Annotated in this window: 11 protein-coding genes; 1 reads left to right on the top strand and 10 read right to left on the bottom strand. The window is 43.8% G+C overall.

Features of this window, described 5'->3' with window-relative positions:
* Nucleotides 1-5: 5 nt before the first annotated feature.
* The 9 genes from FOR85_RS02730 to FOR85_RS02770 all read right to left on the bottom strand — a co-directional run bounded on the left by FOR85_RS02730 (nucleotide 6) and on the right by FOR85_RS02770 (nucleotide 9576).
* Entirely contained in the window at nucleotides 6-812 is an 807-nt protein-coding gene (locus FOR85_RS02730; RefSeq protein ID WP_373681937.1) for a ThiF family adenylyltransferase, read from the bottom strand.
* 166 nt (nucleotides 813-978) lie between these two features.
* A complete protein-coding gene (locus FOR85_RS02735) occupies nucleotides 979-1965 on the bottom strand; it encodes a TatD family hydrolase (RefSeq protein ID WP_190295484.1) in 987 nt (328 codons plus the stop codon).
* Nucleotides 1966-2016: 51 nt separating this feature from the next.
* The gene (locus FOR85_RS02740; protein WP_144296610.1) at nucleotides 2017-2196 is read right to left on the bottom strand and encodes a hypothetical protein; all 180 of its coding nucleotides are present in this window, start codon (nucleotides 2194-2196) and stop codon (nucleotides 2017-2019) included.
* Between the two features lie 324 nt (nucleotides 2197-2520).
* On the bottom strand, nucleotides 2521-4785 hold the full coding sequence (gspD, locus tag FOR85_RS02745) for a type II secretion system secretin GspD (protein ID WP_144296611.1): 2265 nt from the start codon (nucleotides 4783-4785) through the stop codon (nucleotides 2521-2523).
* Between the two features lie 111 nt (nucleotides 4786-4896).
* Nucleotides 4897-5829 carry a type II secretion system protein N gene (locus FOR85_RS02750; protein ID WP_223808481.1) on the bottom strand — a complete coding sequence of 311 codons (933 nt, stop codon included), beginning with the start codon at nucleotides 5827-5829 and terminating at the stop codon, nucleotides 4897-4899.
* Nucleotides 5830-6654, bottom strand: coding sequence for a type II secretion system protein N (gspN, locus tag FOR85_RS02755; RefSeq protein WP_144296612.1), 825 nt, complete (start codon nucleotides 6652-6654; stop codon nucleotides 5830-5832). It lies immediately after the preceding gene.
* Nucleotides 6655-6863: 209 nt separating this feature from the next.
* Nucleotides 6864-7187 carry an H-NS family nucleoid-associated regulatory protein gene (locus FOR85_RS02760; RefSeq protein WP_144296613.1) on the bottom strand — a complete coding sequence of 108 codons (324 nt, stop codon included), beginning with the start codon at nucleotides 7185-7187 and terminating at the stop codon, nucleotides 6864-6866.
* Nucleotides 7188-7458: 271 nt separating this feature from the next.
* Entirely contained in the window at nucleotides 7459-8103 is a 645-nt protein-coding gene (gene ssb, locus FOR85_RS02765) for a single-stranded DNA-binding protein (RefSeq protein ID WP_144296614.1), read from the bottom strand.
* Nucleotides 8104-8211: 108 nt separating this feature from the next.
* Nucleotides 8212-9576: an MFS transporter gene (locus FOR85_RS02770; protein WP_144296615.1), complete on the bottom strand. Its 1365-nt coding sequence runs from the start codon at nucleotides 9574-9576 to the stop codon at nucleotides 8212-8214.
* 826 nt (nucleotides 9577-10402) lie between these two features.
* On the opposite strand from FOR85_RS02770, the gene uvrA reads away from it, so the two are divergent.
* Entirely contained in the window at nucleotides 10403-13309 is a 2907-nt protein-coding gene (gene uvrA / locus FOR85_RS02775; RefSeq protein WP_144296616.1) for an excinuclease ABC subunit UvrA, read from the top strand.
* Between the two features lie 200 nt (nucleotides 13310-13509).
* Here the strand turns inward: uvrA and FOR85_RS02780 are convergent, their stop codons facing one another.
* Complete coding sequence (locus FOR85_RS02780) at nucleotides 13510-14481, bottom strand: lysozyme inhibitor LprI family protein (protein WP_144296617.1); 972 nt, start codon at nucleotides 14479-14481, stop codon at nucleotides 13510-13512.
* Nucleotides 14482-14550 lie beyond the last annotated feature (69 nt).

Raw genomic sequence — 14550 nt, forward strand, 5'->3', positions numbered from 1 at the left:
TCATATCAAACGCTTGGTTTAACCGCCGCTTGCTTGAGCAATAATTGTAATGCTTCACTAACCATCAGCATCGCGACCACTGAGGTGACGACGACCGCCGAACCATAGCCACCGCAATGTAAGCCGCCTGTTTGACAGCTTTTATCGACGCGCGGCGGCTCTGTCGAATAGACACATTTAATGCCAAATTTTTCTTTAAGCGCACTATTAATCCCTTTTTCGTGGCGCAGCTTATTGCGTAGCTTTGCCAACAGCGGATCTTGATAACTGTCCCGTAAGTCGCTTATACGAATCTGGCTTGGGTCTATCTTACCACCTGCTCCGCCTGCACACACCAATTTTAGTTTGTTAAAGCGGCAGTGCAGGGCAATAGCAAGCTTGGCATTCATATCATCGACACAGTCTAAAATAACAATCGGATTTTTTTGTATAGCCATTTTTGCTTGCTCGCGCGTAGGCAATAATGCTGCGACATTTTCAGGTGTTAAAAAATCATCTATCAGATTTATTTTAACTTTCGGATTAATCTCACGGATACGTGTGGCCATTGCCGCGATTTTACTTTGCCCAAAAGTACTGTCTAACGCTGGCAGCTGACGATTGACATTTGACGCCACCAATATATCCAAGTCAATCAATGTAATCGTCCCAACGGCGGTACGCGCCAGCGCTTCTGCCGCCCAAGAACCCACTCCGCCAACGCCAATAACATAAACGTGCGCTGCGGCAAAGGTATCGACAGCAGAGGCACCGTAAAGGGTTTGCGTGCCTTTAAAACGGCGCTCATACTGCGCTGACGATTCATCAATCACATCGTCGCTATTAGCAGCAAGTTGTTGCTCGCTGCGCGCAGTGACTTCTTTATTAACTAAAGTATCTGTTTGCTTTATAGTTTGCTGCAATTGTGTTTCTTCGGTCATAACAAATTAGAGCTCGATTAAAAGGTTGTTTATTATTAATAAGTATTTTGGACTACTTTTAAGCTGGATAACGCCAATCGGTACGTAAAGCACTGCAACTGTTGTGCCACAATTGCTCAGCAAGCGTCTCAGTTGGCACCGCAAGTAATTCACTTAAACTGCCTAATACATAAGGTAAGTTGGCTGGGACATTTCTATTATGAGCGGGCGCATCGCCCCATTCATCATCTGGGCTTTGCCCAAGCGCTGACTGATTACCGCTCGAAACTTGGCACATTATCGGCGTCATATCTGGGCAATCCGTCTCGATGACCAAACACTCAATACCATAAGTATCGACCGCTGCTTGAATCGCACGGCGTAGCTTTTTGGCATTGGGATTGGTCACCTGACCGGTCACCCCAAGCTTAAAGCCCAACTTTACAAAGGCTTTTGCTTCTTGTTCACCGCCACTAAAACTATGAGCAACGCCGCCAAGCTTATGGGCATCATAGTCATGCGCCTTTAACAACGCCAATGCTTCAGCATGCGCTTTACGAATATGTAGCATGACAGGTAACTTGTGGCTAACCGCCATATCCAATTGCGCTTTAAAAAAACGCGCTTGCTTGGCGACCATATCAGGTTGTTTCATCTCATCCGTAAAGGTATCAAAGCCGATTTCACCAATGGCTAAAGGACGCTTGTTATTTAACATCTGCGCCATGTTTTCTAAATGCTCATCCGTATGCTGATCGATATAAAAAGGATGCAAACCTAGGGCAATATACGCATGCAGAGACATTTCTTTTTGCTTAAATGCCTGTTCTGAAACAGCATGTGCCTGTTTATCAATAAATTCTTTAGTTGCGTATAAACGGTCAAAGTGTCTGTGTAAATAACCGACCAATACCAAATGGCGCACGCCTCGCTGATACGCTTTTTGTATTTGCTCCTCTCTGTCGACATCAAACACGGGAGCGTCAAAATGGGTATGAGTATCAATGAGAGGAAAAATAGTAGGCAATTTCTCATTAGCGTTAAATGAGGCGTCAATCGCAGTCATCAATAGACTCCAAATTTAATAATTTTCATTATTTTTCTTAAATATAGACGTTTAATTCAAATTAGATAATTTATTAGCTGCTTTTTCGTCAGGCCCTTTATCATCGTTATTATTATTTGATAATTGGCTATCAGCCTTTTTACTACTACGCCGCGGAATCAGTAATAGAGCCATGGCGACCGCACTGAAGATTAACCATTTCTTTTTCTTTTGATGATCAAGATTGCTCATTAGTGCCGCCTATAGGTTCTAGCTACTTTTAAGATTCTAGCCATTTTTCACTTATTAGCTTAAAAATTACTAACTTAAACCAGTCTACTTAAATGACAGTTATTTAAATAATTATCTTAAAAAATTGCTTATAAAAGCAATAGGTTATTAGAGACACTCTAATTATACGCCGCTTGAAGACGCCCTATGTTTATCTGTGTTATGAATACGCAAGCTAATGTACGGCAGCGCTATCATGCCGTACATTTACTGATGAGATGGGCTTTACTTTAATCAAGAAGTTAGTGCCTACGTTATCCGTTCGCAAGCGCTCTATATTAGAATTTAGCGTTTTAAAGGATAAGTCGTGATACCACTAGTACTAGGTGTATCTACTTTAGTAAACCCTTGCGAAGTTGGCTTTGGCGTTTGGTCACGCTTAGGTACCAGTGGATTGAGTGGCATCAATTCATAGTCTGCGCTGACGTTGCCATTCCAACCTTCTGTACCACTAAGTGGCAGCTGTTTAATAGTGCCGTTTTTATCGATGACCAGTTGCAGGACGCGCATCTGATTGTATTTGCGCTCGGTCACACTAGCGACTGCCCCGCCATCACGTAAGATGGTCGGCTGTAAAAAAATAATTAAGTTACTCTTTTGCGTGCTGTCATTATCAGAGCGGAACAGCCGTCCGATGACGGGTACACTGCCCAAACCGGGAACTTTTTGTTGGCGAGTGGTGGTGTTATCGCGCATCAAACCGCCCAAAGCAATGGTCTGCTGATCGTCGGCTAGGATGGTGGTATTAATCAAGCTTTTATTGGTAATCAGGCCACTGGCATTGGCGGCACTGCCAGGCACTACCGACGAAACCTCTTGCGAAACCTCTAGACGTACGGTGCCATTGTCGCCGATATGAGGTATAACATTTAGATTAATACCAATATCTTGGCGATCAATGGTCTGGAATGGATTGGTTGATGAGTCACTGCCTGTGGTATAAGAGCCGGTGACAAAAGGCACGTTTTGACCGACTAAAATACTGGCCTTTTCATTATCCAAGGTTAAAATTGATGGCATCGACAGCAGATTGGCGCTGGTCGACGAATCAAGCGCTTGTAAGATTGCACCATAAAACTGAGTGTTACCTTGGCTGTCTTTTTTACTATCGCCGATACCAATTAACGCTCCAGCAATAGAGCCCGCTGCTGCACTAATATTTGCGCCACCTGATAACGCGGCGGCGGCAAGCGAGACGGCACTCGCGCCAACATTATTAAAGTTCACCACGCCATAGCCACTATTGGCATTACCCAGGGCCCACTGCACGCCAAGTTGGGTAGCATCATCGCCTGAAACCTCAACAATCGCCGCTTGAATCAAAACCTGGGCACGGCGGCTATCGAGCTGAGCGACGGCATCTTCAATCTCAAACATCAGCTCGGGCGCGGCATTGACGATAACAGCATTTTGCGTTTCATCCGCGATAATGCTAAAAGGTCGCCCGCCGATACCATTACCTGTGCCACCTGAACTTGCAGTAGATAACGCTGCTCCCGTAGCGCCAGTACTGGTATTCGTAGCACTGTTGGTAAGCGCATTAGTATTATTGTTAAGAGCCGAGCCTGTACTACTGGCACCATTTAGTGAAGCTGACTCTAAAGTTGAGGCCGCACCAGCACTATTAATAGACTGACTGGCAAGCAAGCCGCGCAGCATCTCTGCAATGTGACCGGCACTGGCGTATTTTAAGCGAAAGACGCGCAGACCACTTAAACGTCTCGAAGGCGTAGTGTCTAATTGATTGACCATTTCTTGAACTTTGGCAATCATCTCCGGACTGCCTTTGACGAGCAGCCTATCACTAGAAGTATCGGCAATGACTTTTAGCTGATTACTGCCACCTTGTGCTTGCCCGCTACCTGCGCTTGCCACCAAGGCACTAATCAACTCCATCATACGCTCAGCGTCGACATGACGCAGCGGTATGACTTGCAAACTGTCATTGACGTTGCTGTCTAAATCGCGGATAAGTGACGTGAGCTGATTAAGACTATCAGCACGGTCAGACAATACTAGCGCATTAACGCCCGGTACCGCTGCTGCATGGGCGGACTGCGGCATCAGCGGTCGAATGACGCCAAGCACTTCTGCTGCTTGGGTATTGGTCAAATAAATCACCCGTGTCGCTAAGGCTTCACCGACACTGTCCCCGCGTAAGTCCACCGCCACGCCAGATTGTTTGGCAACGTTATCTGGTACCAGCTTAATGGTCGTACCCGAATCGATAGCGGCAATACCATTGACCTGCATGACACTTAAAAACAGCTGAAAAATCTCGTCACGTGACAGCGCTTTATTAGAGATGACCGTGACGTTACCGTTGATACGCGGGTCGAGGACAAAGTTTTGATTGGTAATGGTCGCCACTTCATTAATAAATGCTTTAATATCGGCATCTTGCAGATTAACCTTCCAGCTTTCTGCATTGACCAGCCCTGTACTCGCTGCCCATAGCGGAACGGCTAAACATAGCGGCCGACACAAACGCATCAAACGCTGCAAGATATGGTACAAAGGCGTGACCGAAAAATTTTGAGAACTGACCATATTGATAATTACCTACAGTGATGACGCGGATATACTGATTTTCGTACTTACTGAACAAATCTTTTGCTGAATATAATATGAACCACATGTATTAACTGATGAAATTTTTTACTAAAACTGCTGGCGAATGGTAATAACTTGATCGCCGCGCTGTACTTCTATTTGCGCTTCGCCAGATTGTTTTACTTGCTGCAGTATACTGGCATCTTGGCCGGGATTGCTGCCAACGCTTTGACCATTGACGGTCAGTACCTTATCACCCGGCTCTAGCCCTAAACGGTTACGCAGTTTGGCTGGCATGGCGGCGGTGACTTGATAGCTCTCTCCAGATGCCATCACTCCCATTCGACTTAAATAACTGGCTGGGTTTGACTGTAATTCGGTGACGGCTTCATCAATTGGCGACTGCGGCGCGCTTTGATCGGTTGCCTGACCATTTTCTTGGCCATTTGGCTGCATCTCAGGATTGCCTTGCTCGGACATTGGCGCATTAGACAGGTTTGGCAACATACTATTATCTGGCAAACGCTGATTACTTACCGTGCCCGCCAGCATGGCACTTTGATCAAGCGGCATGGCTTCTGGCATTCTGATGACGACTTCTTTATCGTAAGCATCGGCGATAATGACTTCATTCCAATCGACGGCGACCAGCGTATAGTCGCTGTCTTTTAAAGTGTCTCCGATACGGTAATTTTTCACTTCGCCATTGACGTCCAGCATCGCCGAAGACAGACTCTCTGGTATGGCGATAAGTACACCTTTTAACGAAACATTAGGCGGCGGCTGTACTGGCGCAGCGATAGGATCTGGGTCAGCAAAAATGGCAAATAAACCACTATGATCTGTACTGGTGTTCACCGTACTCTGTAAAGGAGCAACTGGTAAGGTAGGCGCTAATGGCGCAGCCAGCAGCAACCAAAGCAAACGCGCCGCGCTCCAGCATAGCCAAACAATCGCTAATAGCAATAGTGCTGCTGCAAAGCGATTGAGGGTATTAATAACAGGTTTTAAACGGCTAGATACATCGGCAACATTCATCATCTAGCGCGCCCCTAAACCACTAAGCAATGGCTGGCGCACACTGACCACAGGCGTATCTTGTGGGGCTTGACCTTTATATTCTGGCATATTTTCTAGTAGACGCTGGGTTAAACTCACATCTAGCATATTGTCGCCATCGATATACAAATCGCCCAGGCGCTTATCTTGATTGTTGATAAGATTGACATGCAGCAGATTTTTATTATTTTTTTGCTCGGCACTAAGCTCGGCTCGTAGCGCGGGCATGGTGATATAAAAGACCTTACCGCCACTAGGATAGCCAACTTCACCGCCAACCCATGTTAGCTGACCGCTTGCTTCCCTAAAACCAGCGGCGTTTTTACCTGAACTGCTTGACTCAGAATTTTTTGCAGATTGACGTTTTAATGAAACGTTATTGACCTGAATCGGGGTATTAGGCAACTGCCAATCGACCACACTGGCTAAAGTTTCAGGGGCAATTTTACCGCTCATGTTTTGAATTTGCCATGAGCTGGTGCCTACTTTCACCTGACCATTTAAGCGGGTCTGCTCTGAGCTGATATCGACTTCTGCGCCTAATTTGCCTAATAGTAGATGCCACGGCTGCCACGACCACTCAGCAGCACCGGTAAGCGGTGTTGCTGACACGGGCAGCTGCCAAATCGCTGAGCCTTGCCATAAGTTACCAGATACATGTTGTACATACGGCGTATCAGGGGCATATTTTTCAAGCAGCCAGGCTGCTGGCATTTGCAACACGGCAAATAGCGCGAAGAATATAAAGCCAAGTAGCCACCAGAGCTTGCGGGGACGCTTGTGAGACGACGTGGAAACGTGAGGCACGGTAAGCTAACTCTTATAGAAGACAAAAACGTCATTATCATAGCAAACAATGGCATACAGATGACAGAAAAAAAGCCAGTATCTTTGCACCAAAATAGTGGCGATAAAGAGACTGGCTTTTATCTAGCAACTTATTTTATGAAACCATCATAATTAATAATACATGAAAGCAGAATAGAATAAGCCTTTAACCAAGAGTTTTTAAATGGCTAGATGGCAAAATCTTCAAGCTTGCGACCTAACGCTAGTGCATCTACCAACCAAGTTGGTTTGCGTCCGCGCCCAGTCCAAGTTTCTTCATTATTATCGGTATTGCGATATTTAATGCTGCGTTTTTTCTCAAGCTTCTCGCCTGCTTGCAAAATCTCTTCGATGCTGGCATCGCTTTCTTCAGCGATTTTTTCAAACTGCATATAGGCGTCATATAAACGCTGATGCTGTTTTTCTTCAATCAATTGCTGCGCATTTTCAGTAATCGCGCGTAGCTCATCAACGTTTAAACTATTTAAATCTATGACGTTATTTTTGTTCATCGTAAACTCCACTTTTATATTAAGGCTATAACCGAGTTGGATTTTTACTAAAAACTTATGCGTAATAAAAATCGTAAGTAGCAGTAATATAAACAAAAATATAAACCGCCACAAGTATTGATTGATATTTAATAATAAATGCCAGTAAGCAAATAACTATTTCCAAAAAAATAAACTTTTATATTAAATAGAATTTATCATATAAAAAAAAGAGCCTCTAAATGTAGGCTCTTTTCTCTGATTTAATCAACACTATGGTCTAAGGTGCATCCTAGAACGGAATATCATCATCTACCGGACCGTCAGGCATTGCCGTCGGCTTTGTTTGGGCAGGTTTATTAAATTGGTTCTGCTGTGCAGGCGCATTTTGATTATTAAAGCTATTTTGGTTGCTACCCTGAGCGCCGCCTTGGTTATAACCGCCTTGTTGGTTATTTCCCTGTTGGCCAAAGTTATTTTGGCCACCTTGGTTTTGGTTCTGACCAGCAAAACCGCCGCCCTGATTGCCATAGCCGCCTTGGTTCTGATATTGGTTCGAGCCTTGAGCGCCACCAAAGCTGCCACCATCATTACTACCACCGCTCGCACCATCGAGCATTTGCATTTGCTCAGCACGAATCTCGGTAATATAACGGTCTTGGCCGTTAGGATCTTGGTATTTACGCGTACGCAAGCTACCTTCGATATAAACCTTACTGCCTTTACGCAAATATTGCGCTGCGATTTCGCCTAGACGGTTGAACAATGAAATGCGATGCCATTCTGTCGCTTCTCTTTTTTCACCGCTTTGCTTGTCAGTCCACTGCTCTGAGGTGGCAACCGAAATGTTGGTCACGCTACCGCCATTACTGAATTGGCGAGCCTCGGGGTCTGCTCCAAGGTTACCGATGATGATAACTTTATTAACTCCACGCATAATATCGTCCTTTTACTTATAAATAATTTGTTTGCCAGCTTTAATCGAGTATTTAATATAGAGTATGAATACTAGCAGTAATATGACTTCACTTTAACCATTTTTCTGTTAAATATCTAGGGGGCTTTGCGCTAAATGCGACAGTTCTTGTCGTGCAGAATCTGTCAATTGCGTTTTATCCAATTTTAAATAAGCGACCTGCTCTTTTGCCATCACGACCAACTCATCAACGCCATCTACCGCCAGCATTTGCCGTGACCAGTCTTGGATATTAATATCTTTGGGAATGGTCACCGTGGTGCTTGATAAATACGGTGGATCAGCAATCGGAATAATCAGCAGCAATGCCGCGCCCATAATGACGGCTAAGATACCCCATGCCAACAGATTTGGCTGGGTTAATAATAAACCGCCCATCGCCCCGCCAACAAAAGCACCAAAGAACTGACTCGATGAGTTTAGCCCCATCGCCGTGGCTTTATTTGCAACGGGCGCACGCTTCGATATCCATGAGGGAATGGTCGCTTCGAGTAAATTAAAGCCCATAAAGTACAGCAACAAGCCTAGAATAATACCAACCCCGACCTGACTACCAAGTGCTAATAATGCCAGAGCCGCGGTCATTAACGCAATCGCTGCCAAAAATACTTGGCGCATTTTGCGCTTCTTTTCAGCAATAATAATAAAGGGTATCGCTACGGCAAAACCAATAAATAATAACGGCAAATAAACCAAACCTTGCTGACGTACCGATAAACCAAGTACTTCACTAAGTTGATGCGGTAAGATAACGAAGATAGCCGTCATGGTTAAATGCAGGGCAAAAATACCGATATGCAAACGGTTTAAATCACCAATTTTTAGCACATCTGCCAATTGCTGACCAATCGACTTGTTATCGAGATTGTGCTTAAGCACCCGTAGCGGCGTCGGTACGAACAATAATAGCAACATCGCTAAAACAGCGAAACCAGCGGTGAGCCAGAACAGCCCTGAGATACCTAGCGAGCCGACCAATAAAGGCCCAAAGGCAAAGGCCAGCATAATAGAGGTGGCAATGGTCAAACCCATGGTCGCCATCGCTTTGGTGCGCATCTCTTCACGCGTCACATCAGCAAGTAGTGCCATCAATACCGCCGATACCGCGCCACTGCCTGCCAGCGCCCGCCCGATAATGACTTCGTAGATATCAGTGGCATTGGCAGCGATGATGCCGCCAATAGCAAATAATATCAGACCCAAAAAGATAATCGGCTTACGCGGAAACTTATCCGCGGCAAGGCTCATCGGTATCTGAAAAATCGCTTGCCCGAGCCCATAAATACCGACCGCCAAACCAATCAGAAACGGCGTTGCGTGCGCATAATTATCACCATACACCGAAAACACGGGCACAATCATAAACAGGCCAATCATCCGCAAAGCGAAGATACCACCGACCCCGAGAATTGCCCGTTTTTCTACGCTATTCATACTTGCCTCACTGGTTCATCATTGCTGGTTTATCACTGCGGCTTGCTGGTATTATCACGCCTTTATCAAGGCGTTAGCCTACAAATTAAGCCCACTAGTATAAGTCATTCGCCGTTTGCTTGCCGAAACTTTTATCTTACTGCTGCAGCCGCACGGTTGGCTTCTACTTGCGCTTTTTATAGAGGCGATAATTTTGTTACCAAGTGCATTTAATGACTCATTACACCTTGAATAATGCCGCTGCCATGACAATAAAGTAAGACGTTGACAAGATACTTGCCTTGACTGTACGGCAGCTTTTAGACTGATTTTAATGATACAGATTTATAGCAAGTATAATGGCTTTTAAAGCAGCCAAGCTTTTAAGAAATACGATATTTAAAATAATAAAATCTAAAGTGGCATGACATAAACAAGTAATACTTAAAAAAGCCGTGCTTACAACTAACAATATTCAAAACCGACATTTTCTCGAAAACTATGCTGAAAAAACTGGAAAACAAAGCTTAATTCAATCTATAACAAAGCACTTATGTTAGTTAACAAACATTTCATTTAGATTGTTTTAATGATTTCAAGGTTAAGACTTAAGTTAGGTTTGAACGTTACGCTTATATAAACCTACATCACTGACGCTTTATGAAAAAATTAGCGTATGAAAATCTATTTTATAACTGTTGTTTTATTAAGAAAATTTCGTGATAACGACAGATTTTTATAAAGCCATAGCAACTTAACAACCAAACATCTTCTTAACAGCCCATTCATTAACTATATTTAACGTTTAGATTTTATATACCATTAGCAAATAGGAAACCTATCAACGATGGCACATGACCATATTGCAATACGCGGCGCACGTACGCACAACCTAAAAAATATCGATTTAGACATTCCACGCGATAAATTCGTGGTAATCACTGGCTTATCAGGTTCTGGTAAGTCGTCCTTGGCGTTTGATACGCTTTATGCCGAAGGGCAACGTCGTTACGTTGAAAGCTTGTCGGCGTATGCGCGTCAGTTCCTCTCACAAATGGAAAAGCCAGAAGTCGATAGTATCGAGGGCTTGTCGCCAGCGATTGCGATTGAGCAAAAATCTACCAACCATAACCCGCGCTCGACCGTTGGGACGATTACCGAGATTTATGACTATTTGCGTCTGCTTTATGCACGAATCGGAACGCCCTACTGCCCTGAGCATGGTGAGCCAATGGTGGCGCAATCGGTCACCGAGATGGTCGATCAAGTCATGGCGTTGCCTGCTGACACCAAGCTAATGATACTGGCACCGGTGATTCGTGAGCGTAAAGGTGAGCATACGGTTTTGCTTGAGCAATTAATTGGACAAGGCTTTGTACGTGTGCGCGTCGATGGTGATGTTTATGATACCGATGAGCTGCCAACGCTCGATAAGAAGAAAAAGCATACGATTGAAGTCGTCGTTGACCGCTTTAAAGTCCGTGATGACTTGGGCAACCGCGTCGCTGAAAGTCTCGAGACTGCCCTACGCTTGGGTCAAGGTCTGGTCACGCTACACTTTATGGATGGCAATCCAAAAGAAGGCGGCGACGAAAATCAAGTCATGTCAGCCAAGCATTCTTGCCCTGTGTGTGATCGCGCCGTCTCTGAGCTTGAGCCACGGATGTTTAGTTTTAACAACCCTTATGGTGCTTGCCCAAGTTGCGATGGTCTCGGTAAACGTCAGTATTTCTCAAGCGATAAGCTAATTACCCATCATGAAAAATCGCTCAATCAAGGGGCGATTAATGGCTGGGATAAGCGGCACGCCTATTACTTTGGTTTGCTATCGACCGTTTGCCATCATTTCAAAATTGATATGGATGCGCCATGGCAAGATTTGCCAAAAGCGCAGCAAGATATCATTATGCAGGGCTCGGGTAAAGAAAAGCTGACCTTTAACTTTACCGATGAGCGTGGTCGTAAAACCAATAAAACTGTGCCATTTGAAGGCGTACTGCCGTATTTAGAACGTCGTTATGCCAAAACTCAAAGCAACCTTGTGCGTGATGAATTGGCAAAATATCTCGCTGATACCACGTGTAACGTCTGTGATGGCGCGCGTCTGAATGAAATCTCACGCAATGTTCGCGTTGACGATCAAACCATAGCCCAAGTTGTTAAGCTGTCTATCGGTGATGCTGCTGACTATTATAAAACGCTCAAGATTGGCGGTCATAAAGGTGAAGTCGCCGAAAAAATCTTTAAAGAGATTAATGAACGTCTTAACTTCCTTGTCAGTGTTGGGCTTGATTATCTAACCCTTGCCCGCTCTGCTGAAACGCTATCAGGCGGTGAAGCGCAGCGTATTCGTCTTGCCAGCCAGATTGGTGCTGGTCTGATGGGTGTCATGTATGTGCTCGATGAGCCATCAATCGGCCTGCATCAACGCGACAATGATCGTTTATTAAAAACCTTAACGCGCTTACGCGATTTGGGCAATACCGTGCTGGTTGTTGAGCATGATGAAGATGCCATTCGCCAAGCGGATCACGTGATTGATATCGGTGTCGGCGCGGGCGTTCATGGCGGTCATATCATTGCCCAAGGGTCGGTTGATGACATTATGGCAACCAAGGGCTCGCTCACAGGGCAATATATGTCTGGTGAGAAACGAATCGAGATTCCAAGTATTCGTCATAAAGCCAAAACCATTGAAGTTGAAGCAAAAGGTAAAGCCAAACCCAAACAAGTACCGATGTCGATTGAGCTAAAAGGCGCAATAGGCAACAACTTAAAAAATGTCGATTTAAGCTTACCGATTGGCATTATGACTTGTATTACAGGGGTTTCTGGTTCTGGTAAATCGACCTTGATTAACCGCACCTTAATGCCTATCGCTGCCACCCAGCTAAACAATGCTTCAACGCTTATCGCTGATAAGCATGACAGTATTAGCGGTCTTGAGCATTTGGATAAAATGGTCGATATCGACCAAAGCCCGATTGGCCGTACGCCGCGCTCAAACCCTGCGACCTATACCGGTGTATTTACGCCAGTGCGTGAGATGTTTGCGCAAACGCAAGAAGCGCGCGCTCGTGGTTATAAAGCGGGTCGCTTTAGCTTTAACGTCAAAGGTGGGCGCTGTGAGATGTGTCAAGGTGATGGCCTTATCAAAGTTGAGATGCACTTCTTACCGGATATGTATGTGCCGTGCGATACCTGCCATGGCAAACGCTATAACCGCGAGACGTTAGAGATTCACTATAAAGGTAAAAACATCGCTGACGTACTTGATATGACGGTTGAAGATGCGACTGAATTCTTCTCAGCGATTCCAGCGATTCATCGTCGCCTGCAAGCGCTGATGGACGTTGGTCTGAGCTATATTCGTTTGGGTCAATCAGCGCCAACCCTATCAGGCGGTGAAGCGCAGCGCGTCAAGCTGGCACGTGAGCTTGCCAAGCGTGATACCGGACAGACGCTGTATATCTTGGATGAGCCAACCACTGGTCTGCATTTCCATGATATCGATAAGCTGCTCAATATCCTTCACACCTTGCGCGATAAAGGCAATACTATCGTGGTCATCGAGCACAATCTTGACGTTATCAAAACGGCTGATTGGGTGATTGACCTTGGCCCTGAAGGCGGTAAAGGCGGCGGCATGATAATCGCGGAAGGCACGCCTGAGGAAGTAGCAGAAGTCAAAGGTTCATATACTGGCGAGTTCTTAAAGCCTATGCTTAAGCAAAAGATGAAAGAAGTGAGTTAATAGAAGTTAGGTAATAATTGATGAAAAGGCTACTCTTTAGGGAGTGGCCTTTTTTGATGACCGTATCAGTAAGCATTTAATCTAAATGGCAGTTACACAGAATATGCGATGGTCTCCCAATGTAGGAAAAATCTGTAATTTTCTGATTATAAATAGGATGTAGGTAATCTCGCTTCTCGACGCAACATTTACGAAATTAGTTAAAGTTGAAATAACTCAGGATAATCTTCTTCTAACTCTTTAATTTTCCGTAATGTAGTAGTGTGCATACTCATAGAATAAATCATAGGCTGCATAGAACCACCTTCAACTACGCTAGACTTATACTTCGCCTCGCTTTCGCGATATTTCTTCCATTTAAGGATAGACTCCTTAAATAAATCTTTGTCAAAATCTAGCATGTCAGTAAAATCTTTATTTATTAATTTACTGATATAACCTTCAAGCTTTATCTCTATTTGATCGAACTCGTTGTGAGCATGAATGTTCATGTCAGTTTGTGTTTCTGGGGCATCTGGATATAATTTATAATGAATGAAATCAGTAGTATTTTCCAAAAATATTTTAGTATTTGAAAATACCTCTTGAATAATATCTTCATTAATTTCTACCTTTGTCCCAAACTCATGACAAAATATATGTCTTAATTCAAATACAGTAACAACACTCTTTAGAATTTCATTAGCATTATTTTTAAAACTACTATTGATTAGTCTCTGTTCATCAAAAACACTTTGAGTTTCAAAGTTATTTAGTTCATGTAAGAACTTTATTCCTAATAATATTGAGATATTATTATCAATATCACTTATATTATTGCAAGATAGTGTGTGCGAAATGAACTCACCAATTGTTAATTTTTTACTCTGAATAGCATTAACTATATTATAGTCAAATTTTTTATTTGAATTATTAAATTTTTCGACATTATTCGAGTAAGGTTCTCCATAATCTATAATTTCTGCATATAGAGAGCGAAAAAGCCCTTCCATACAGGCAACCAGAGCTATGGGTATATATTTGAAAACTTCTTCACTTAAATGACCTTTATTAGAATTATTTTTCAGTAACTCTTGCAATGAATAAAGTCTTAAATAAAACTGATGCTTGTCCGCAAACTCATTTCTTGATTTTAACTCCATTATTTCTTTTATAGCATCTCTAGCCATCATGAAATTCTCATTGTAATGTAAATAACTTAATTTATCATACTTCTTCAGATGGAAAACAAATTCAAGCTA

This window comes from Psychrobacter sp. YGAH215 (genome assembly GCF_007280595.1).
GTDB lineage: Bacteria > Pseudomonadota > Gammaproteobacteria > Pseudomonadales > Moraxellaceae > Psychrobacter > Psychrobacter faecalis.